Below are 23,023 nucleotides of genomic sequence, written 5' to 3' on the forward strand. Positions count from 1 at the left end.
GTTACTGAATATTACCTAGGCGTTCAAAACGAACACCAGTTGGAACCCAGCCTGGTAAAAAGTCATCTGGGCCATTCTCAAATTCAAAACTCATCCATATAAAGACGGCTTTACCTACCAAGTTTTCTTTAGGTACAAAGCCCCAAAAGCGACTGTCTTGGCTATTATCACGGTTATCACCCATCATGAAATAATGATCGGCAGGAACAACCCACTCGTCTGAGCGTGTACCTGGTTGTTGATAATAACGGCCTTTCATTTCAGGAGCTTGCGGGTTAATTAAAATATTATGATTCAATGTGCTTAGGTTTTCTTCTAAACGCACTAAATTCATAGAACCCTGCTTGAACTCGTCACTATTGAGGATTTCCATATCAATTTTGTTGTATTCGTTACACAGCAAATCACCTTGCTGCGTTACACCTTCGGCACATTTTGGCTGAATATAAAGGTGTTTATTGCGATATACAATTTTATCGCCCGGTAAACCAATCGTACGTTTAATGTAATCTACGCGCTCGTCTAATGGGTATTTAAATACCACAATATCACCACGTTCAGGTTCATCAACATCAACTAACTGGCTACGCCAAATAGGATCTTTAACGCCATATGAGTACTTCTGAACTAAAATGAAGTCGCCCACTAATAAGGTTGGCATCATTGAACCTGATGGAATTTGAAACGGTTCAAAAATGAAAGAGCGAAAAATAGTGATCGCTGCAATCATCGGAAAAATTGACTTTGCCGTTTCAGTGATACTTGGCTCAGGCGCAATTAATGCAGCGGTTTCCTCGTCTAATTCACCACCTGCTGCGTTTTGAGCAAGGGCAATGCGTTGCTGACGCTTTGGCGCAAACATAAAGTGGTCTATTAACCAAATTAATCCTGAGCCTAGCGTTAACAACACTAAGAAAATAGAAAAGTAACCCGCCATGCATTAATTCCTTTATTTACTTCTAATTATTTACCAACTTTAAGGATAGCTAAGAATGCATCTTGAGGTACTTCAACGTTACCTAGTTGCTTCATTCGCTTTTTACCTTCTTTTTGTTTTTGTAGCAGTTTCTTCTTACGGCTCACGTCACCACCGTAACATTTCGCGATTACGTTTTTACGTAATTGCTTAACTGTTGTACGGGCAATAACATGCTGACCAATCGCTGCTTGAATCGCAATATCAAACTGCTGACGTGGAATTAAGTCTTTCAGTGCTTCAGCTAACTGACGACCACGTGATTGTGCAATATCGCGGTGTACAATAATCGCTAACGCATCAACACGCTCACCATTAATTAATACGTCAACACGTACCATGTCTGAAGCTTGGAAATGCTTAAAGTTATAATCAAGCGATGCAAAACCACGGCTTGTTGATTTTAACTTATCAAAGAAGTCCATAACTACTTCAGCCATCGGTAATTCGTACGTCACCGCAACTTGCTTACCATGGTAGCTCATTTTAGTTTGTACACCACGCTTTTCAACACAAAGCGTAATTACATTACCTAAAAATTCTTGCGGAACTAATATGTTAGCTTCAACAATTGGCTCACGGATTTCAAGAATATTATTCACCGGCGGTAAGTCAGACGGGTTATCAACCTGTTGAGTTCCATCTTTTGTCTCTACTTCGTAGATTACTGTTGGCGCAGTGGTAATAAGGTCAATGTCGTATTCACGCTCAAGACGCTCTTGAATGATTTCCATGTGTAGCATACCTAAGAAGCCACAGCGGAAACCAAATCCTAGTGCTGTTGAATTTTCTGGCTCGAAGAATAACGACGCATCGTTCAAGCTTAATTTATCAAGTGCATCACGGAATGACTCATAGTCATCTGATGAAATTGGGAACATACCTGCATAAACTTGTGGTTTAATGCGTTGGAAGCCCGGTAAACGCTCTGGAGCAGAATTACGTTGTAAAGTGATGGTATCACCTACAGGTGCACCATGGATTTCTTTAATACCCGCAATAACAAAGCCTACCTCACCGGTTTTTAAGAGGCCCGTGTTAGTTTGCTTTGGTGTGAAAATACCCACTTTATCTGCGATATGAACTTGATCATTCGACATGATCTTAATTTTATCGCCCGCGCGTAATTCACCGTGCTTAATACGTACTAATGATACAACGCCTTGGTATGGGTCAAACCATGAGTCAATGATAAGCGCTTGTAGTGGCTCATCTTTGTCACCTTCTGGTGGCGGAATATCTTTAACAATGATTTCTAATACTTCTTCAATACCAATACCAGTTTTAGCACTACATTGCACAGCATCTAGGGCATCGATACCAATGATGTCTTCAATTTCTTCTGCTACACGAAGTGGATCGGCTTGTGGTAAGTCGATCTTATTTAGAACTGGAATAACTTCTAAGTCCATTTCGATTGCTGTGTAGCAGTTAGCTAAGGTTTGAGCTTCTACACCTTGACCCGCATCAACAACTAAAAGTGCACCTTCACAGGCTGCAAGTGAACGTGATACTTCGTATGTGAAGTCAACGTGTCCTGGCGTGTCGATAAAGTTTAACTGGTATGTTTCGCCGTCTTTAGCTTTATAATTTAGCGTTACACTTTGCGCTTTGATGGTAATACCACGCTCACGCTCAATGTCCATTGAGTCTAACACCTGCTGCTGCATTTCACGGTCTGTTAAACCACCACAAACTTGGATAAGACGGTCAGAGAGAGTCGATTTACCATGGTCAATATGGGCGATGATCGAAAAATTACGGATATGCTTCATAAACTGGATTCTAAACTTCTATATAAAATGGACTAAGTGTATAAAGCGACAATTTTACATTTAATTGGCTTTAATCACCATCTATTTGAGTGAAAGGAATAGTAATTGGGTGAATTTTTATTACTTTAATATCATGCTTAAGGCTCTTAACCCTTGATTTTGCTATCGCATAGCCCGTTAAGCCACCAATCACGGCGGCTAAAATTTGCCAGCCTTCTGTAAGCGAAAAAGCCGAAAAAGCGATTAAAGCAAACCCTAAACTAAACAAAAGGGGTAGCATGTAAACAGCCATAGCGTGTTTAACTAAGTGGCTATCATCGAGTGCTAAAGTTACTTTTTGCCCTACTTGTAGCTCTTTTTCGAAGGTATAAGGAAAGGTTTTTTTAGCTGTTCCAAACAGCTTTGCAAAAACTTGCGAGCCACAACGACCATTACAGCCGGCACAGGCTTGCTTTTGTTCTGCTTCTAAATTCGCTGTCGTGCCTTTTACCGACACGACAGTGAGTGTTTGTTCAATCATGATTTAAAGAGGTCGCGCTACCGACTCAGCTATAGCTTTGGCTGTCATAGCAGGGATATTACCAACAACCGATACATCAAAGCTACCACCATTATGTACATACACAGTCGTTGCGCCTGACGTTAAAGCACCGCTTGCGCGCTTACCCGGTAAGGGTCTTTGAATAAAAACAGACACTTCAACAAACCCATCTGAGTATAAATAATAGTCAGCAAGTTCATTATTTAAATCAAGTTTATGACGATCTGACTTTAATAGCTTAAAGCCATCTGGCAACCAACCAATTTTCCAATCATTCGCTGCGCTGTCTTCATTATTGGCTAAATCGTTAGTCGCAAGCACCGCAGGAAAGTCACGATTTTGCATTTCAACTAACATAGGAGCAGGCTGCTCTGTTACGCTGATATGAGTTAACTGTAACTGCTCAAGCATCTCACCTTTGTGATTCACATAGGCAGATTTAAGTAACAACGAAGACTCAGTATCTAACCAAATCCAATAGTTATATTTGTATTCATCTTTTGACTCGATGCGCACTAACTGTGCTGAGCGCCCTGCAATACGGCCTTTTCCGCCAAGCACAAAATCATAGTGAGCGCTTAGTCGGTTAATATCTTTAAAAAGTACTTCAGGAATTGGCCCAGCAATAGAGTCTGTTTTAACTGAATAAGGCTCTGAATGAGGCTCAAAATAGGTAACTTGATCGTCAACGCGCACCATTTCTAGGCCAGCGCCGTTAAGTAAACTTAGATGCTCAAGTTCAATATCACCTTGTTTTGCATGTAACCAGCGATAAGGTTCCATAGCTTGGCCTTTTACAACCACAAATGATGCGTCAAAGTTGCGAGTATGAACGGCCGTAGCCATATCATTTAATAAAGTCTTGGCGGGATTTTCGTCGCTGGCAATGGCTGGAGCCGTTAATACCAGCGACAAAATAAAAGTAAAAACTTTCATTTAATTAGTTTTTTTCCTCGTCTGCATTTTCTGCAGTTTGCGATTTTTCTAGCGAATATGCAACACGTGCTTGACGTTGGTGCTCAAGAACTAATGCACCAATACGCTGCTGTTGTAACTCACGTAAACCTTGCTCTGCATTTTCTAATGCAGGTTGCTCTGATGAGTAACTTACGGGAGAAGCCATACCTGTTAATGGTACTGTTTGTAATGTTGGAATGTCACTTTGCGGTGACTCGGTGTTTTGTGGCAATGTTTGTACGCCCACAATCGCAAACATAGCAACACTAGCAGCAATAGCCACTTGGGCAAATGGACGACGCCAATTAAATGCTACCACGTTATCTGTGCCTGTTGCCGCCACGATTTCTTCGCTTTTTGGTGCCGTTGTTTTATTCGCGAAATCTGCGTAAACAGGTTCTTGCTCAAGTGATTCTGCCACTGCATCTGCAATGTCAAAATTAAAAGCGTTGTTATTTGCCTCAGCACGCATTACATCACCAATCATTGCGTAACGACCAAATGTAGATACATCGTCGTTTGTGATCGCTTGATCAGTTAACTGCTGCTCGCCGTCAAGTAACGCGGACAACTGCTCATTATCCAACTTGTTAACGTCTGCTTTTGTCATACTAAGACTCACCTATTAATGGATTCAATTTATTATCAATCGCCTCACGGGCACGGAAAATACGTGAACGCACCGTTCCCACAGGGCAATCCATAACCACGGCTATTTCTTCATAGCTCATACCTTCAATTTCACGAAGGGTAATCGCGGTTTTAAGATCTTCAGGCAAACTATCAATCGTATTAAAAATTACAGCACGTACTTCGTCACTTAATAACAGGTTTTCTGGCGATGCGTTTGAACGCATTGCATCTGCACTGTCATAAAATTCTGCTTCTTCGGCATCAACATCGTTAGCTGGGGGTTTACGACCCTGCGCAACTAAGTAATTTTTAGCACAATTTACGGCGATACGGTACAACCAAGTATAAAAGGCGCTATCACCTCTAAAGTTAGGTAAAGCACGGTAGGCTTTAATAAAAGCTTCTTGTGCGACATCAGCAACATCACCTTGGTTTGATACATAACGTGAAATCAAACCTGCAATTTTATTCTGATATTTTCTAACTAATAGGTTGAAGGCGTTTTTATCTCCTTGCTGGACCCTTTTAACTAGCGCTAAATCCAAATCCTGCTCGCTCATTCGAGCCGGTACTCCTCTGTTTGATTCTTGCTTGCTATTCATATACTCGCCATTGTTTACACAAACTCTGACTGCACCATGAATATAAAAGTTCAGTTTAAAATGATTTTTTTATAAAATAGCACGCAAATAAATTGAGTCATACCAATCTTATTACACGACAACCTCAATAACTGCTTAAAAATCAACGGTTATCTAAATTGAATTCACAATTAAAAACAGCTAACAATAAACTGTTTATGTGACGATAAAACTAATAAGATTGGTATAACGTATTAAAATGACTAATAGTGTTAAAGCAAATATGGTACATATACGTATACCACATAAAAATTTATTTGCTCAAACTTTTGGCACTACTAGCCGAGCATTGTAACCGCAAAGACCACAGACATGAACCAAAATAAACATCACATTACTGATGTCGCTATCATTGGCAGCGGCGCCGCTGGCCTTTCTCTTGCTTTATCGCTTGCTAATTACTGTAAGGTGACAGTACTTAGTAAAGGCGCATTAACTGAAGGTTCTACCTTATATGCTCAAGGTGGTATTGCAGCAGTATTTGATAAAAAGAATGACAGTATTGAATCTCATGTTGAAGATACACTCGATGCAGGTGGCGGATTATGTGACCGTGATGCGGTTCACTACACAGCAAGCAATGCTAAAAAATGTTTAAAATGGCTGATTGAGCAAGGCGTACCTTTTGATATGGAGTTCGATTCAAAAGGTAAAGAGCGTTTTCATTTAACTCGCGAAGGTGGTCATAGTCACCGCCGTATTTTACATGCCGCCGATGCAACTGGCCGAGCAGTACAAACAACCTTAATTAGCCAAGTACAAGCACACCCTAACATCACTCTGTTAGAAAACTACAATGCCATTGATTTAATCACAGATAAAAGCTTAGCCAAAAAAGGCAAGCATGTTCACGGCCTGTATGTGTGGAACTGTGTTGATAAAAAAGTTGAAACTATCGCTGCTAAGTTCGTGTCACTGGCAACAGGTGGCGCAAGTAAAGTGTATTTATATACTTCTAACCCTGATGTATCGAGTGGTGATGGTATCGCAATGGCATGGCGTGCAGGGTGCCGTGTTGCCAATATGGAATTTAACCAATTCCACCCAACAAGTTTGTATCACCCAGAGCTGCAAAACTTTTTGATCACAGAAGCAATGCGCGGTGAAGGTGCGTATTTAAAACGCCCTGATGGCACTCGCTTTATGAAAGACTTTGATGAGCGCGAAGAACTTGCCCCTCGCGATATTGTTGCTCGTGCTATCGATTTTGAAATGAAACGCCTTGGTGCGAACTGTGTGTACCTTGATATTAGTCACAAAGACAAAGACTTTATCATTGAACACTTCCCAACTATCTACGCAAAATGCTTAAGTGTTGGCCTCGACATTACGAAAGAAGCCATTCCAGTGGTGCCTGCTGCGCACTATACCTGCGGCGGTGTTATGACCGACTTTAATGGCCGTACAGATTTAGATAACTTATACGCTGTTGGCGAAGTGGCTTATACAGGTTTACATGGCGCTAATCGTATGGCGAGTAATTCGTTACTTGAATGTATCGTGTTTGCTCATGCTGCCGCGAAAGATATTCTGAGCAAAATCGATGCAAGCCCTGCCCTTGAAGCCTTACCACTTTGGGATGAAAGTCGCGTAACTAACTCAGACGAAGAAATTGTTATTACCCACAACTGGCATGAGCTAAGATTATTTATGTGGGATTACGTGGGTATTGTACGCTCAACAAAACGTTTAGAACGTGCGCTTCACCGCGTTGAATTACTGCAGCAAGAAATTCACGACTATTACGCAAACTTTAGGGTTACAAATAACTTATTAGAACTTCGAAACCTAGTGCAGGTTGCAGAGCTTATTATTCGCAGCGCCCTTGAGCGTAAAGAAAGTCGCGGTCTTCATTACACGATTGATTACCCAGAGCAAAACGAGAATCCAACGCCGACAATTTTAACACCTAAGTCGGTTGCTGCACTGCAATAATTGCACGCTTTAAGCGCGAGAAACTTTCTTCATCAACACTGGCTGAGCTTATAATCAGCCAGTGTGATTGATAAAACCCAGCCAATTTAAGCACCACAAAATTAGCAAACACATAACTTTTAGCTGTTATCTGACCTTGAATTTTAAGTTTGTCGTTAACAAACCTGAGCTCTTCTTGCTCTAAAATTATAAAACCCTTTTCAGGCTGTGCTTGTTGGACTTTTTTAAAACTAAGAAAGGCTAAGAAAAAGCACGCTAAACAAGCTAAAAGCTGAGCGAAAACATGCTGGTAAACAAAGCATAAAATGATGGCTGTTAAGCAAAAAAAGACCACAAAGGGTTTGTGGTCTGTGGTGTTATTTGTAACGGTAAACCTATACACGAACTCGGTCTAAAATTAACGCGACCATACCGTTAAGTTCTGGGTCTTTACACTCTTCATGACCCATGAACCATGCGAATAAATCAGGATCATCGCACTCAAGTAAGCGTTGAAAAACGGCTTGCTGTTCTTTTGATAGTGAGTCAAACGCTTCTTCAACGAATGGCATAAATAAAACATCTAGTTCTAACATACCGCGACGGCATGCCCAACGAATACGTTCTTTACTGTGAATTTCAGTCATTTTAAACCTCGTACTTATTTGTCTGCAGTTTACCAAATTGCTATCGAATAAACAGCTATTTAAATTGCTACCCTAACTAAGTTATCATTAGCGCTCATTCATATCGTAAAGAAGGTTTTTATGTCGACTGTTTACGCATGTCCTTTATCTTATTCACTTATCAGCCTAACTGGCAAAGATAAGTTGTCTTACCTTCACGGACAAATTACGCAAGATATCAACAAATTAACTGATGATAACTTCCTTTGGGCTGGCCACTGTAATGCAAAAGGCAAGCTTTGGGGTGTGTTTAGGTTGTTTTCACACCTTGATAGCTATTACCTTGCGGGCTCAAAACCTGAGGTAGAGCAATCGCTAGTCGAGTTAAAAAAATATGCGGTATTTTCGCAAGTAGAAATTCAGCAATCTGAAAAACCGCTAATTGGCTTACTAGGTGATGACCTAACAGCGACTCTAGAAACCTTAGCAATTAATTTTGACGATGAGCACAGCGCAGTCGATTTTGCTGGCGGTAAAGCGTTAAAGCTTGCAGATAACCGCGTATTGCTTATGGTCAACGAAGAATTTAGCTTACCTGATAACGTCACAGCCCTTGATGATGACGCGTTATGGCAACAGGCAGCTATTGCCGCTGGCGAGCCATCTTTAAACAGCGACGCTATTGGCGAATATGTACCGCAAATGGTTAACTTGCAAGCGCTTGGCGGTATCAGTTTCAGAAAAGGCTGCTACACAGGGCAAGAAACCGTAGCCCGTATGAAATACCTAGGCAAAAATAAACGTGCTATGTATATAGTTTCAGGCAAAGCTGAGGGCTTACTTGACGAGCTTGAACTCGAAACACAAATGGGCGAAAACTGGCGCCGTGCTGGCAAGCTTATTAGCCAAAGTTTTAATCAACAAACGCAAACCTTAATGGGTCTGGTTGTGCTTCCTAACGACAATGAAGCAGGCCATATTTTGCGAGCAAAACACCTCCCTCAGGTAGAGTTATCTATTCAAGCTCTGCCTTACTCTCTCGAAGATGAATAAATAGGAATGACTATGATCGTAGCAGCAAACAAAGTGGTAAAAATGCATTATTCAGTATTGGATAATAACAAAAACACCATCGACAACTCTTTCGATGGCGAGCCACTAGTGTTTATCGTTGGCACGGGTTTCTTAATTCCAGGCCTCGAAAATGCGCTATTAGGTAAAGAAGCGGGCGACACATTCAGCGTAACAGTTGAGCCAGAGCAAGGCTATGGTGAGCGTCACGATGACCTAATGCAAGCAGTGCCAAAATCAATGTTTGAAGGTATGGAAATTGAAGTTGGTATGCAGTTCCGCGCTACGACAGACGCTGGCGACCAATCAGTGATGATCATCGAAATCCAAGACGAAGACGTTATTGTCGATGGTAACCACCCTCTTTCAGGTATCACTCTACATTTTGATGTTGAAGTACTTGAAGTACGCGATGCAACTGAAGAAGAATTAGCACATGGTCATGTGCACGGTGAAGGTGGTTGTGGTCACAGCCACTAAACCATTACTATATAAAAAAAGCGCCATTGGCGCTTTTTTTATATCTCAAATTTATGCTTATTCAGCTGCTTTCTGTGCATCCAGTGCAGGCTCTGGTTCTGCAATATGTTCTCTAAGCGCTGCAAGTAAGCCTTCTTGGTCATTGGTTCCTAAGCGATAGTGCGTGCCATCTTTCATCGCCAATTCGACAGCACTAAATCCAGATACGCTGTAAACCCAGCCATCATGCGTGATACGCAGACCAATACCATGACGAAATGAATTACTTACCGCTCGAACAGATTCAATCTCATCAAAAGTCACTGTTTTACCAAATACACCCGGACCGAATGCCCAGCTTACTGTTTTATCGCTCACCTTAATCGTTAAGCCATGAAACAAAAAAGCCACCAGCACTAAGATAGCGCTAAACACCATAAGTGGAATATCTGCACCAATTAAGTTCCAAGCTAAGGCGATAAAGGCGCCAATCCAGCCTAAAATAACAAAAATAAAAATAGCGTACTGTTTATGTTGATACATTCTGAAGTATTCTCTTAAAAGCTATAAACAAAGGTTGCACTCAGCTCAGAATCGTACTTGAGCTTATCTTCCTCTGGTTTTGAGTTATAGCGATACATGTAGGTAAATTTGAGTGATACATCACCCATAATTTTGCTGATCAGGGATGTTTCTGATTTTAAACGCGAGTTTAACCCTGACAACGATTGTTCATAACTGACATCTTGATTAAAGCGAGTACGAGCAGAGACTGTACGCTCCCACTGCAGCGCTAAACGAAGCAGGTAACCTGTTTTTGTTTCATCTTCTTCTGTTGCAGTCTCTTGATCAGCCACCGAGCGGTATAAACCCGGCCCCACATCGATATCGACTTTATTCTTGCTTCCTTGGTAAATGCGGTTACCGTAACCTGTCGCTATGGTGCTCTTAAACTCAAGACCACTAAATTTATCTCGCTCGTAGTCACCATAAATGAAAAATGACTCATTTTTCACATTTAGCTTATAGTTACCTTGGCCCGATACAAAAATACGGTCAGCAGAGACTTCTTCATCGCCGGTTTCTTCATTACGGTCACGTTTGTATAAAGTATCGAGCTTAAATTGGTTACGCCACTTTTCGAAATCTTGGTATAGGTTACCTTTAAGTTTGAAGCTGGTTGAGTTGGTATTACCGCGGCTTACCATAAAACCAAACTCCATATCGCCGTACAGCAACTCGCCTTTATGAATTTTATGGATTTCTTCTTCTGATAATTGCCCGTATTCATGGAAATCTTCAAACGGATCAACAGCAAAAGCCTGCCAACTGCAAACTAGCAGGGCGGGCAAAATAATTCGTTTTATTGAATTAAAACAACTAAAAGTAGAGTCAAACATCGGCTGGAGAGTTATTCGCTATCTTTCCAAAGAATGTGGCAAAACGGTGCATCTTTGTCTCGGCTGATTAAAATTTTCGCAAACAAGATATCTTGATTGTCGAATTCAAGTCCTACTAAGACTTGTACAAATAGCTCAGGTTCAATTTCTAGTGCAACAAAATCTTGCCACTGCTCGTCAGGCTCACCTTCTTCAATAAAGCCAAGCTCTTCTCTGTGCTCGTTAAAGTCAGCAATATCTTGCTCGCTTAAATTATCAGGCGCTAATTCTAAAAATATATCATAAGCCTGATGAGTTACTTCTTCTTCACTGTATAAGCGTGGACCAGCCATTCCTTAAACCTCTGCACATGTGTGTCGCTTTGAATCTGGCTATGATAACAAACCTCTTTTGAGTTTTACCAAAAAAAAAGCCAGGTTGCCCTGACTTTTTTGTAATTAATAACAGATTTTACTCAGTGCTTGCTGTGCCTTTTATTTTTTCACGCATTGATTGCACGAGCGTATAGGATAAAGGAACAAGCAAGGTACCAAAAATGGTTGCAGCTAACATCCCGAATAACACGGTAATACCGAGTGATATTCGACTACCTGCCCCTGCGCCACTTGCAAACACCAGAGGTAATACGCCAAGTACAAACGACAGTGCCGTCATCAACACCGCTCTAAAACGTAATCTTGCCGCGTTAAGAGCCGCTTCAAAAATACTTTTGCCTGCCGCGCGCTCTTCCATAGCAAATTCAACAATCAAAATGGCGGTTTTAGTGGACAGGCCAATCAGTAGCACTAAACCAACCTGCGCATAAATGTTGTTTTCCATACCAATTACATACAGCGCAAGCATGGCACCAAATAATGCCAGAGGCACCGCTGCAATGACCGAGAACGGAATTGTCCAACTTTCGTATTGCGCAACCAAGAATAGATACACAAATACGACCGCTAAGCCAAATAAGATTGGCGCCATGTTACCCGCTTCAATCTCTTGTTTAGATTGCCCAGCCCACTCGTACACATAGCCAGTTGGTAATCGCTCAGCCAACTCTTGCATTGCTTTAATCGCGTCACCACTGGCATAACCCGCCGCAGGTTGTCCGCTAATGCTTGCACTACGATATAAGTTAAAGTGCGTTAAACTTGTAGGGCCAAGAATTGGCTCAAGTTTAGCCAATGTAGTGAGCGGCACCATTGCTCCCTCATCATTACGCACGTAGTAGTGCTGTAAGTCTGCGGGGTTTTGACGAAAACGGCTTTCCGCCTGCATGATGACGCGGTAAGTACGACTGAATTGGTTAAAGTCATTAATGTATAATGAGCCCAGTTGCGCCTGTAAAGTTAAGAAAATATCGCTAAGCGCGACCCCTTGAGCTTTTGCCTTATTACGGTCAATCTCAAGAAAGTACTGCGGCACATTCGCTCTAAATGTACTGTAAACATTTGAAAGCTCTGGGCGCTGGTTCGCTTCATAAATCAAACCATTTAGTACTTGAGCAAGCTCAGCAGGCTCGCGCCCTTCACTGTCTTGTAACCTAAATTCAAAGCCAGCACTTGTACCAAGTCCAGGTATTGAAGGCGGGTTAAAGGCCATGATTTGCGCATCTGGCATCGCCCAGAACTGCCCCATCAAGCGCGTTAGTACCGCACGTAAGCCAAGCTCAGGGCTAGTTCGCTCTTCCCAGTCTTTAAGTACTACGATACCAAGCGCATTATTAGAACCCGCACCACCGAGTAATGAAAAACCAGAAACCGCAATAAAATCGGTTGCAGCTGGTTCATTTTTAACAATATCACCCAGCTTATGCATTACATCTTGGGTACGACCGCTTGCTGCCGCATCTGGCAGTTGCACATCAACAAAAAGAAAGCCTTGGTCTTCTGCTGGTACAAAGCCTGTAGGCACCGTTTTTACCAACCAACCTGCAGCAGCAAAAATGACCACTGCAAACAATGCCATTCTTGCTGTACGTTTGAGGATAAAGTTAATCACTTTACTGTAACCATTGGTTGAACGAGTAATAATGTTCTCGAACGGTGCTAACCATTTAATCGGCTTCATGGCTTTTTCACTTAACAATAAAGCACACAAAGCAGGGCTTAATGTCAATGCATTTAAAGATGAAATAAGTACTGCAAATGAAATCGTCACCGAGAACTGTTTATAAAGCTCCCCGGTTATTCCTGGCATAAAACCAACAGGCACAAACACCGCAAGCAATACTAAGGTCGTTGCCACTATCGGCCCCGATACCTGCTCCATCGCTTTGGTAACCGCTTCTTTAATCGGCAGCTTTTCTTCTTTAAGTATTCGTTCAACGTTTTCAATAACGATAATGGCATCATCGACCACAATACCTATTGCGAGTACTAAACCGAACAAGGTGATTAAGTTGATGGAGTAGTCCATCATCATCATAAACGCGAAAGTACCTACCAAAGATACCGGAATAGCCACTGTTGGAATGAGCGTAGCGCGCCAATTTTGTAAGAATAAAAATACCACTAAAATAACTAAGCCAACCGCTTGAACAAGGGTTACAACCACTTCGTCAATCGAGCGATTGATGAACTCTGTAGTGTCATAAGGAATTGAGTACTCAACACCGTCTGGTAGCTGTTTAGCAAGCTCAGCCATACGTGCTTTTACATCGGTAGCCACTTGCGTCGCATTCGCTTCTGTTAGCTGATAAATAACGATGAATGCTGTGTCTTGCTGGTTTAACTTTGCTGTTGTGCTGTAGCTTGCTGCACCTAATTCAATACGGGCAATATCGTTTAGGCGCACAAAGTTACCATCTTTACTCGAGCGAATAATGGTTTGACCAAACTCTTCAGGGGTTTTTAAACGCCCTTTTGCCTGAATCGAATATTCAAATTGCTGGCTCGGTGCTGAGGGTGCAGCCCCCAGTTTACCTGCTGCTACGATAGTATTTTGCTCTTGCAGCGCGGCTTGAACCTCTGACACAGTTAAACCAAGTGATGCCATTCGATCTGGGCGTAACCACAAGCGCATTGAATAGGTTTGTTCACCCATTACCTCAGCAGATGCAACCCCATTAATACGGCCAAGTGGCTCGGTTAAGTAGTTGGTTGCATAGTTACTTAAGAAAATAGCGTCGATATTTTCTTGGTTAGAGTACAAGTTAATACCGAGTAGCATTGAGCTCGACTTTTTCTTAACCGACACACCTTGGCGCTTAACCTCCTCAGGTAAGCCTGCTTCTGCAAGTGCCACACGGTTTTGTACGTTAACTTGGGCAATATCTGTATCTGTGCCGACCTTAAAATAAACAGTTATGTTGGCCGTGCCGTTATTCGACGATGTTGATTCGATATACATCATATCTTCAACACCATTAACCTGCTCTTCTATGGGCCGGATCACCGACTCTTCAACTATTTGTGCACTTGCACCAGGGTAACTGGCACTAATTTGAACTTGCGGAGGGGTTATTTGCGGGTACATATTCACTGGCAGCAAAGCCATTGAAATTAAACCCGCAATGGTAATAACAATCGAAATTACCAAGGCAAACTTTGGGCGAGATATAAAAGTTTTACTGATCATATCTCACTCCTAAGAGTTAGCTTTGCTAGAAATAGTGCCGGTTGTTTCATCGACATTTTTTTCAACTGCTTTCACTTCAGCGCCTTGGCGAACTTTTTGTAAACCTTCAATAATGACTTTTTCACCAGCCTCTAAACCAGACTCAACCACCCACATCGCATTAATACGACGACCCAGTTTAACAATCCGCATAGCCACTTTGTTTTCGTCATCAACAACGAGCACAAACTTACCTTGCTGGTTTTCTTGTACCGCTACTTGAGGAATGAGTGCCAAGTCTTGTTTATTGGTGCTTTCAACGATCAAGGTAACAAATAAGCCGGGCATGACAATGCCATCTGGGTTATCAAAAGCGGCTCTTAGCTCAACCGTGCCTGTGTTGCGGTTAATTTTGGTATCAGCAAAATCAAGTACGCCTTTATCAGGGAAGGTCGAATTATTCGGTAAGCGTAAAGTTAAATCGATTGGCACATCACGAGGGTCTTTATCTGACGGTGTCTGATGTTGCTGGCGATAAGAGATGTAGTCAGCTTCTTCAACCTGAAAACTTACATAAATTGGGTCAACATCGGTCAGCTCTGCAAGTTCATTGGATGATGGCCCAACAATATTCCCCACATCATAGTTCACTTTACCAATACGCCCTGCAAACGGCGCACGAATTTCGGTATAACTTAGATTGAGTTTTGCTTTTTCAAGTTCAGCTTCTGCGGCTTTAACAGCTGCGGTGGTTTGCTCAAAATTAGTGGTTAGTTTATCGAGGTCTGATTGTGAAATAAAACCTTGCGCGGCCACATCTTTACCGCGTTTTAAATCACGTTCAGCGGCGCCCGCTGCGGCAACTTTACTTTTTAAGTCAGCTTCAGCTTCTGCCACAGTCGAGCGGTACTCTGATGGGTCAATACGCAGTAAAAGCTGATCTTTTTCGACCGATGAACCTTCATTAAAGTGGCGTTCAATGAGCTCACCCTCAACTCGAGCTCTAATAGCAACCTCTTGGAATGCTTCAGTACGCGCGACAAACTCTCGGTAATTACCAACTTCTTGTGTGACGACATTAAATACTGATACGGCCGGTGGCGGCGTAGCTTGTTGTTGTGCTTTATCATCTGAGCAGCCAACCAATGTGGTTGTTAATGCAACAGAAATTGCAGCAAAAGCCAAAGAACGAGATGATTGTTTAGTTATGCGAGCTGTTTTGCGCATCAGCATATTTTTACTCCTTGTAGCGCGACTTAAAGCTAAGTCTAGTCGTGTCATGGGATTTTGCGAAAGTATCTAACTAATCACAAAATCAAACTAGCGATGAACTAGCATCTTTGTTTTAAAAATATACACCAATTTGTAACTAAATATATGACAAGGTTACCCATTTTTGGAAAATATAATGATTCTTTGCGACACATCAGCAATTCTTTACTTAGTTGTAATTAACTCGTAAGCTCTAGCAAACAGGTCAGAGGAGTTACCATGATAAAACTAGAAATAAAACAACAAGTCGCATGGGTTAGCCTTGCTCGTCCCGAGAAACAAAATGCACTCAGTTTTGCCATGTTTGTCGAGCTTTCAAACGTAATCAAAAAAATTAAACGTGATCGCAGTTTACGTGCGGTGGTTATTTCTGGTGAAGGCGAACACTTTTGCTCTGGACTGGATGTTGCTGCGGTGATGAAAAAGCCAAGCAATATCATCAAGCTTTTATTCAAGTGGTTACCAGGAAACCAAAACTTAGCGCAAAAAGTGGTGTTAGGTTGGCAAGACTTAAGTATTCCGGTGATTGCAAAAGTGACCGGACACTGCTTTGGTGGCGGTATGCAAATCGCACTCGGTGCTGATTATCGCATCGTCGATAAAAACGCTAAATTAGCGATCATGGAAGCTCGTTGGGGCTTATGCCCTGATATGGGGGCTAACGTGGTGCTTGCAGGTTTAATGAAGCGTGATCAAGCACTTTGGTTAGCAAGTCATGCAGGGCCAGTCTCTGCTGAAGATGCTAAGGAGTATGGCTTAGTTACACAGCTCACTGATGACGTTGATAAACAAACCGATGCTGTACTAGAAACCCTCATGGCACGCTCGCCAGATACTCTGGCAGCAATTAAACGAATTACTCAGCAAAGCTACCGTTCACAACAGCGTAAAATTCTCGCTAAAGAAACCTGGAGTCAAATTCGCTTACTAATGAACCCTAATACTAAAAAGGCGATTGCAAAGGCGAAAGGTGCAGAGGATATCAAGTTTAATAATGCCAAATCATGGTAAGCTAAAGTCGCATAGTACAACTGACAAGGGTATGATGTAGTTGTACTTTATTCGCAATTATCCTGACTTATGAAATACCTTATCAGTAGTGTCATTATTCTTACCTGCTTAGCCGTTGCCAAGTTTTTAACGGCTTTGCTTGAAAGCTCTTTCCCTGCCCCATTACTCGGTATGGTCTTACTTCTCGTGCTACTGTTAACGGGCCTCGTAAAAGAACAACATTTAAAACCAACAGCCAGTCCTTTACTTAATTACATGCCGTTGTTCTTCATCCCTGCTGGGGTTGGCATTATTGAGCACCTAGGTTTAATTTCGCAGAACTGGCCTTTATTACTGACTATTTTTATCGTCGTGCCACTGACCAGTGTTTTACTCATAGGCGCTGTTATCGCTTATTTTAAGGGCCGCGAAAATGACAGTTAGTTTATGGTGGCTCTGCGTTCCTTGCATTATTGCGCTTTTCTTAGTGCTGCGGTTTTTAAACGCGAAAACCCAGCATGCCACTGCCAAAGCGCTTAGTAATCCTGTGTGCTGGGCAATTGTGTTAACTGCAGCGCTGTTAGTGACACTAAAGCTTCCTTATGAGCCTTTTGCCGAGCACAGTAAAATTTTAAGCTGGTTGCTTGAGCCTGCCATTGTGGCATTGGCTTTACCGCTTTATCAGCAATTTATCCACGTAAAAAAGAACCTACTGCTAATTCTCATAAGTTGTAGCTTAGGGGTGATCAATGCCACCTTGATAGCCTCGCTAATATGCTATGTTTTTGCAGCCCCTGCACAGCTAAGCGCATCCCTAGCAAGTTTATCTGTAACAACACCCATCACCTTATTAGTAACAGAGTCACTGGGGGGTATTCCTTCTTTGGCGGCAGCCATGGTGATTTTTATTGGCGTACTTGGGGCTATATTTGGTAATTTGATTTTCTCGCTGATAAATATCCGCAACGCCCAAGCAAAAGGTGTTGCCATTGGTACCGCTTGCCATGCTATTGGCACAGCATCATTGATTAGCGATCAGCCAAAAGCAGGTGCCTTTGCCTCTGTGGCGATGGCATTAAGTGCGCTTCTCAGCGCTATAATAGTGCCGATACTCTATCCTGTTATTCAGCATGTTCTGGTATAGTCGGAATTCGCAGTAACCTTGTTAGGAAAACACATGATTGACTCAGAAATACAGCAAGTCGAAAAATACTACAATCTGATCATGGAATATTTGGTCACCTACAGTATGCAAATTTTAGGTGCCATCTTAATTCTATTTATTGGCTTATGGATTGCGCAAAAAGTATCGAATATGGTTGCTGGCCTTATGCAGCGTCACAATATCGATATTACCCTCACCAACTTTGTCAGTAATGTCATCAAAGTATTGCTGATCATCATGTTCTTGGTTATTGCCCTTGGCAAAATTGGTATAAGTGTGACCCCATTTGTTGCTGCCATTGGTGCTGCATCACTCGGTGCTGGTTTAGCAATGCAAGGCATGCTTTCAAACTATGGTGCGGGCCTTGCTATCATTGCAACAAGGCCATTTGTTGTTGGCGATACCATCGAAGTAAAGGGCGTCAGCGGACAAGTTAAAACCATTGAGCTTGGTCACACAATTTTGATTAACGAAGAAAAAGTCGAAATCACCATTCCTAACAAACATATTGTTGGTGAGATTTTACATAACTCGTTTAGCTATTCATTAGTTAAAGGTGAAATAGACATCGCTTATGATGCCAATGCAGACCTCGCTATTGAGCTTATCGAAAAAGTATTAGACGAGCATGAGCTAGTTAGTGACTCTCCTCATGCACAAGTCGGTATTGAGCGTTTTGCTGAGAGCGGTGTTACCTTGAGCTATCGCTTTTGGGTGCCAACCACCAAAATTATTGAGACTAAATTAGCGGTAAACCGCAATGTATTTAAAGCAATTCAAGGAGCGGATATCGAAATACCTTTCCCACAACGAATTGTTACCCTCAATCAAACTAATGATAAAGGCGCTTAAAGCGCCTTTTTTGCAGCTCGTCGACAGAGATTGTGTTTGTTCAAAAGATTGTAGTACAATTTAAATGATAACAATTACTATCATCAATTAACGTCGGGCTATTTTTACCATGAGTAAACGTCTTTGGTTCCAACTACATGGTTGGTTTTCGCTCCCAGTATGGGTGCTATTTTGCTTTATTTGCGTCACAGGCACTGTATCTGTGATAAGCCATGAGCTTACTTGGCTGACCAACAGTGAAGCACGTGCAAACAACCCAAATGATTTACCAGCACTTGGTGTTGATCAAGTTATTAATAGCGTTGAAAAAGCCTACCCGACTGCCGATGTAATGAGTGTACTCACTTATGAGCCTTACTTGGTTAATGCAGTTATTTTCACTGATACCGACAAACCTTATGCTGTGGCTTACGTCAATCAATACACCGGCGAAGTTCAAGCGGTTAATGACTCTATCTCATTCATTGAATTTATGCGTACCCTGCACGGCTGGCTATTCTTTCCTTGGCAAGAAGGTTACAGCGTAGGTTACTACCTCGTCAGCGCTATGGCTTTTGTTATTTTAGGTGCACTAGTAACTGGTTTAGTGATTTATAAAAACTTTTGGCGCGCATTTAGTCAGCCAAAACTACGTTTTAACCAAGGTAAAAAAACCTTTCTAAAAGATTTACATACCCTAAGTGGCGTTTGGTCAATTTGGTTTATGGCAGTAATGGCACTAACAGGCCTGTGGTATTTAGTGCAAGCCATCATGTGGCATAACGAAATAGACATAGAAGAGCATGCACCACTAGTGGCGGTTTCAACTTTGCCTGCGAATAAACAAACACCGCCAACCGATTTAAAAGCAGCACTGGCTATTACCAAAGAGAAATTCCCAGATTTCAAACCTAGTTATGTGATGCTGCCAGAGCATAACCGCGGCATGTTTAATATCATGGGCAGTGGCGATACTATTTTCTACGATAACTACGCTTACTCAACTTCAATCAATCCTTGGACGGGTGAAATTGCTGCAAGTAAAAGCCCAGAAACTATGTCGGGATTACTCACCCTTTCACATATCGCCGATCCGCTGCATTACGGTAACATTGGCGGTCTGTGGACAAAGGTTATCTGGTTTATCTTTGGTTTAATTTTAAGTGGTATGTCGATCACTGGTTTTATGATGTATGCCGCTAAATTAGTTAATAACAAACCAGTAAAAGCGCGCCAAACAGCGCCAGTAAATAACGTTCAGGAGGCAAACTAATGGCTCGTTTACAAGCAACTTGGTGGCAGCGTAAAAAGTATATTTTGCATGCTGTGATACTAGCTTTGCCTATGTGGTTTATTTATCAGTCATTAAACCCTCAGTTTCCTGCACTTTGGCAAGAGCAACAAGCGGGCGAATTTAAAATCGCCCCGATGCCGCTAAATGAAGATGCCCCGTACTCACACCACAATGAGTATGTGAAAGATTTCTTTATCGCCTTTAATCAAGGTGACATAAGCAATGTTCGTCAGGCGTATTTAAACATTGGCCAAGCGCCTTTAGCACTAACAGAGTTTGCTAAAGATGAAGAAGGCATAATGCATGGCACCAATCATGGTCAGCACGCCCACGCGATAGCTCCTAAAACCATCTCAGCAGATGATAAACTGTGGATCACAATACAAACTTGGCAAGGCCAACTGCATACCCTCAAATGGGATATTCCCAGCCAGTTTATTACTCAATAACATCCGAAAAGCCACTCACTGAGTGGCTTTTTTGTATCTCAGCTAAACACTAAAGTCCCTTCAAAAATAGTTAAAGGTAAAATTTTTGTTAATTATTTTTACCGATCACCTTTACAAAGGTAATAATATAATAAAGTATTATAAATAGTTTTCATTTGCATCAATCCTCTTAAGAGAGTTGGTGTTGATCAAAACTCATCCAAGGAGCAGAACACACAAGGAAAGCTCAATAACAATGATTTGGAGACACAATGATACTTTCAAAAAAAGCCCTGGCTGCACTCAGCTTGGCAACAACACTCATACTGCCCAATGCTTATGCGATTGATAATGGCGTATACACCATTAAATCAAAGTACAGTGCTAAATTTGTTGAAGTAGCCAGCGCGCAAACCAACGATGGTGCAAATGTTAGTCAGTGGGCTGACACCAATCACGACACCCAGCGCTGGTTAATCACCAACATAGGTGGCAGCAACTATTCGGTTATTAACTTAAACAGTGGTAAAGCCCTCGAAGTGTTTGACTTCTCGACTGCCGATGGCGGCAATGTGGTGCAATATGAGTACGCTGATCTTGCCAGCCAACACTGGCAAATTAATGAGGAAGGTAGCGGCTATTACAGCTTTATTAACGATCACAGTGGTAAGGCACTCGACCTTTATGCTTTTGATGGCAACGATGGCGCGAATATTAGCCAGTGGAGCTATAACGGCAGCGATGCACAGCAGTGGCAGCTAACCAAGCTTGCTAATGTTGAATCAACCCCTTGGGATCCATCCACAACCAATGGCGCTGCAGATCACTGGCCACTTACAGGTAATTTAGTCACCCACGATCCAACCCTTAGCTATGAAAATGGCACTTGGTGGGTTTTTCAAACAGGCCCTGGTATTTACGGTAAATATTCAAGCAACGGTGTAGATTGGAATGATGCACAACCAATTTTCTCAAATGGCTTAAGCTGGTGGAGTAACTATGTGCCAGATCATGATGGAATTGATGTCTGGGCGCCTGAATTAAAAAGCTACAATGGTCGTAGCTGGCTTTATTATTCGATTTCGACCTTTGGTTCACGTGTCAGCGCTATTGGTCTTACCTCAGCAAGTAGTGTGGCAGCGGGTGATTGGCGTGATGATGGTTTAGTAATTAACACGACCAATAGCAATAATTATAACGCCATTGATCCTGATCTGGTGGTAGCAAAAGATGGTGCACCTTGGCTTGCCTTTGGCTCATGGAATTCGGGTATTAAACTAACGCGTATTAACCCAATGACCATGAAACCATTTGGCCAAATCTACTCTTTAGCAAGTCGCTCTGGTGGTATCGAAGCACCTACCATAGTGTATCGCCAAGGCTATTACTATTTGTTTGTTTCAGTTGGCAAATGCTGTGATGGCACGAATAGTACTTACCGTATTGCGTATGGTCGCTCTAGTGACATCCGCGGTCCATACCTAGATAAAAATGGCACCGACATGTTAGCCAGCGGCGGGAGCATTCTTGATGCGGGTAATAGCCAATGGGTAGGTCCGGGTGGACAAGACATTTTAAATACCGATGTGATTGTTCGTCATGCCTATGATGCAGGTGATAATGGTATCCCTAAATTGCTCATCAGCACCCTGAATTGGGATGCAAACGGTTGGCCTAAATACTAGTTCTCCCCACTAAGCGCGTGCAAGCGCGCTTTTTACAATCTCTCTAATATACTGCGAACAAATTCAGAATTAAGAATCTGAGTTACTGCCCCGCTACACCATAAATAGGCACGTTGAATCGGATAACCTTTAAAAATCCAACGCTTACGCACATGATTAAAGTCGTGCAAATAATCAGCCTTTGCTTGCGGTAACGAGTCTTTGGCTAACTTATGCCATGCTTTATAAACCCCACTCATATCGGCACCACGCATAAAACGCTGTAACCAGCGAGGAAAGCGTGCAAAGCGAATCGCTGACTGAAAATCAATAATGTAAGGCTTGCCGTCTTTTGAACAAATAACATTACCTAAATTACGTAAGTCGAGGTGCACCACGCCGCGGCGATGCATTTTTGCTACCAAACGCTCAAACTCTTTAAAGAACTCACCCGGTAAATGCTGCTGTTGCAAGGCAAGCTGGCGAAGTGGCGTGCCTTCAATAAAATCATAAGCAATAGCAATTGATGACAAACGACAAAAGTTATCGACCACTCCGTCTACGTCTTGCAGGCGTGCCAGCCCCTTGTACTCTTGATTGATAAATAGCGGCGCGATGGTTTTTCTCACCCACCATGGGCTGTGCTGAAAGTCTTTAATAATTAGATCAAATTTCGCGTCTTTATAACGATAAACAATGGCATTGGCAAAGCGGCCTGTGTGAACAACCGACAAACCTTCTGGGCTAAATTGATGAGCTGGAAATTGAGCGTGAAGCTCTGCAAGCAAAGATGATTCAAACATAACAACCCGGACTTGTTAAAATTAAGTGCCTAGGCAACTA

General features: G+C 42.2%; 24 protein-coding genes. 10 read left to right on the forward strand and 14 right to left on the reverse strand.

The annotated features are described in order from the left end of the window. Position 1: 1 nt before the first annotated feature. The 6 genes from lepB to rpoE form a co-directional block, all read right to left on the reverse strand. Positions 2–937 (reverse strand): signal peptidase I, encoded by a 936-nt coding sequence (gene lepB / locus AUR67_RS19330; RefSeq protein ID WP_054562250.1) that lies wholly within the window; start codon positions 935–937, stop codon positions 2–4. 26 nt (positions 938–963) lie between these two features. Next, positions 964–2,751: a translation elongation factor 4 gene (gene lepA, locus AUR67_RS19335; RefSeq protein WP_058586461.1), complete on the reverse strand. Its 1,788-nt coding sequence runs from the start codon at positions 2,749–2,751 to the stop codon at positions 964–966. A gap of 70 nt (positions 2,752–2,821) precedes the next feature. Continuing rightward, positions 2,822–3,271 carry a SoxR reducing system RseC family protein gene (locus tag AUR67_RS19340; RefSeq protein ID WP_058586462.1) on the reverse strand — a complete coding sequence of 150 codons (450 nt, stop codon included), beginning with the start codon at positions 3,269–3,271 and terminating at the stop codon, positions 2,822–2,824. 3 nt (positions 3,272–3,274) lie between these two features. Beyond that, entirely contained in the window at positions 3,275–4,228 is a 954-nt protein-coding gene (locus AUR67_RS19345; RefSeq protein ID WP_054562253.1) for a MucB/RseB C-terminal domain-containing protein, read from the reverse strand. 4 nt (positions 4,229–4,232) lie between these two features. After that, positions 4,233–4,859, reverse strand: a complete 627-nt coding sequence (locus AUR67_RS19350) for a sigma-E factor negative regulatory protein (protein ID WP_054562254.1) — start codon at positions 4,857–4,859, stop codon at positions 4,233–4,235. 1 nt (position 4,860) lies between these two features. Next, entirely contained in the window at positions 4,861–5,442 is a 582-nt protein-coding gene (gene rpoE, locus AUR67_RS19355) for an RNA polymerase sigma factor RpoE (RefSeq protein ID WP_036969086.1), read from the reverse strand. Positions 5,443–5,835: 393 nt separating this feature from the next. Here rpoE and nadB point away from each other — a divergent pair, with 393 nt between their 5' ends. Next, on the forward strand, positions 5,836–7,458 hold the full coding sequence (nadB, locus tag AUR67_RS19360; protein WP_054562255.1) for an L-aspartate oxidase: 1,623 nt from the start codon (positions 5,836–5,838) through the stop codon (positions 7,456–7,458). Here nadB and AUR67_RS21210 read toward each other — a convergent pair. Both AUR67_RS21210 and AUR67_RS19370 read right to left on the reverse strand, forming a co-directional pair. Continuing rightward, positions 7,433–7,840 carry a protein YgfX gene (locus AUR67_RS21210; protein ID WP_058586463.1) on the reverse strand — a complete coding sequence of 136 codons (408 nt, stop codon included), beginning with the start codon at positions 7,838–7,840 and terminating at the stop codon, positions 7,433–7,435. The genes nadB and AUR67_RS21210 overlap by 26 nt on opposite strands. Beyond that, a complete protein-coding gene (locus AUR67_RS19370; protein ID WP_054562257.1) occupies positions 7,833–8,084 on the reverse strand; it encodes a succinate dehydrogenase assembly factor 2 in 252 nt (83 codons plus the stop codon). The genes AUR67_RS21210 and AUR67_RS19370 overlap by 8 nt, the downstream gene beginning before the upstream one ends. 120 nt (positions 8,085–8,204) lie before the next feature. On the opposite strand from AUR67_RS19370, the gene ygfZ reads away from it, so the two are divergent. Both ygfZ and AUR67_RS19380 read left to right on the forward strand, forming a co-directional pair. Then, on the forward strand, positions 8,205–9,116 hold the full coding sequence (ygfZ, locus tag AUR67_RS19375; protein WP_058586464.1) for a tRNA-modifying protein YgfZ: 912 nt from the start codon (positions 8,205–8,207) through the stop codon (positions 9,114–9,116). A 12-nt stretch (positions 9,117–9,128) separates the two neighbouring features. Next, positions 9,129–9,614, forward strand: a complete 486-nt coding sequence (locus AUR67_RS19380; RefSeq protein ID WP_054554327.1) for an FKBP-type peptidyl-prolyl cis-trans isomerase — start codon at positions 9,129–9,131, stop codon at positions 9,612–9,614. Positions 9,615–9,671: 57 nt separating this feature from the next. Here AUR67_RS19380 and AUR67_RS19385 read toward each other — a convergent pair whose 3' ends face one another. From AUR67_RS19385 to AUR67_RS19405, 5 genes are all read right to left on the reverse strand, one after another. Next, positions 9,672–10,136, reverse strand: coding sequence for a hypothetical protein (locus AUR67_RS19385; protein ID WP_058586465.1), 465 nt, complete (start codon positions 10,134–10,136; stop codon positions 9,672–9,674). 14 nt (positions 10,137–10,150) lie between these two features. Continuing rightward, complete coding sequence (locus AUR67_RS19390; protein ID WP_171041496.1) at positions 10,151–10,993, reverse strand: YdiY family protein; 843 nt, start codon at positions 10,991–10,993, stop codon at positions 10,151–10,153. Positions 10,994–11,004: 11 nt separating this feature from the next. Then, complete coding sequence (locus AUR67_RS19395; protein ID WP_054554325.1) at positions 11,005–11,325, reverse strand: HI1450 family dsDNA-mimic protein; 321 nt, start codon at positions 11,323–11,325, stop codon at positions 11,005–11,007. 118 nt (positions 11,326–11,443) lie between these two features. After that, positions 11,444–14,557: an efflux RND transporter permease subunit gene (locus tag AUR67_RS19400; RefSeq protein WP_058586466.1), complete on the reverse strand. Its 3,114-nt coding sequence runs from the start codon at positions 14,555–14,557 to the stop codon at positions 11,444–11,446. A 9-nt stretch (positions 14,558–14,566) separates the two neighbouring features. After that, a complete protein-coding gene (locus AUR67_RS19405) occupies positions 14,567–15,769 on the reverse strand; it encodes an efflux RND transporter periplasmic adaptor subunit (protein ID WP_235591861.1) in 1,203 nt (400 codons plus the stop codon). Positions 15,770–16,027: 258 nt separating this feature from the next. On the opposite strand from AUR67_RS19405, the gene AUR67_RS19410 reads away from it, so the two are divergent. The 7 genes from AUR67_RS19410 to AUR67_RS21520 all read left to right on the forward strand — a co-directional run bounded on the left by AUR67_RS19410 (position 16,028) and on the right by AUR67_RS21520 (position 22,201). After that, a complete protein-coding gene (locus AUR67_RS19410; protein WP_058586467.1) occupies positions 16,028–16,819 on the forward strand; it encodes a crotonase/enoyl-CoA hydratase family protein in 792 nt (263 codons plus the stop codon). Positions 16,820–16,888: 69 nt separating this feature from the next. Then, positions 16,889–17,242, forward strand: coding sequence for a CidA/LrgA family protein (locus AUR67_RS19415; protein WP_055020672.1), 354 nt, complete (start codon positions 16,889–16,891; stop codon positions 17,240–17,242). Continuing rightward, positions 17,232–17,942, forward strand: coding sequence for an LrgB family protein (locus tag AUR67_RS19420; RefSeq protein ID WP_058586468.1), 711 nt, complete (start codon positions 17,232–17,234; stop codon positions 17,940–17,942). Before AUR67_RS19415 ends, AUR67_RS19420 begins: the two co-directional genes overlap by 11 nt. A gap of 33 nt (positions 17,943–17,975) precedes the next feature. Next, entirely contained in the window at positions 17,976–18,815 is an 840-nt protein-coding gene (locus tag AUR67_RS19425; RefSeq protein WP_054562265.1) for a mechanosensitive ion channel family protein, read from the forward strand. A 100-nt stretch (positions 18,816–18,915) separates the two neighbouring features. Then, complete coding sequence (locus tag AUR67_RS19430) at positions 18,916–20,067, forward strand: PepSY-associated TM helix domain-containing protein (protein WP_152996551.1); 1,152 nt, start codon at positions 18,916–18,918, stop codon at positions 20,065–20,067. Continuing rightward, positions 20,067–20,537, forward strand: a complete 471-nt coding sequence (locus tag AUR67_RS19435) for a hypothetical protein (RefSeq protein ID WP_058586470.1) — start codon at positions 20,067–20,069, stop codon at positions 20,535–20,537. Before AUR67_RS19430 ends, AUR67_RS19435 begins: the two co-directional genes overlap by 1 nt. A 251-nt stretch (positions 20,538–20,788) precedes the next feature. Further along, on the forward strand, positions 20,789–22,201 hold the full coding sequence (locus tag AUR67_RS21520) for a family 43 glycosylhydrolase (protein WP_058586471.1): 1,413 nt from the start codon (positions 20,789–20,791) through the stop codon (positions 22,199–22,201). A gap of 32 nt (positions 22,202–22,233) precedes the next feature. Here the strand turns inward: AUR67_RS21520 and AUR67_RS19445 are convergent, their stop codons facing one another. Next, a complete protein-coding gene (locus AUR67_RS19445; protein ID WP_058586472.1) occupies positions 22,234–22,983 on the reverse strand; it encodes an RIO1 family regulatory kinase/ATPase in 750 nt (249 codons plus the stop codon). Positions 22,984–23,023 lie beyond the last annotated feature (40 nt).

Origin of the sequence: Pseudoalteromonas sp. XI10, assembly GCF_001469895.1 — a bacterium.
In the GTDB taxonomy this organism is placed as follows: Bacteria; Pseudomonadota; Gammaproteobacteria; order Enterobacterales; family Alteromonadaceae; genus Pseudoalteromonas.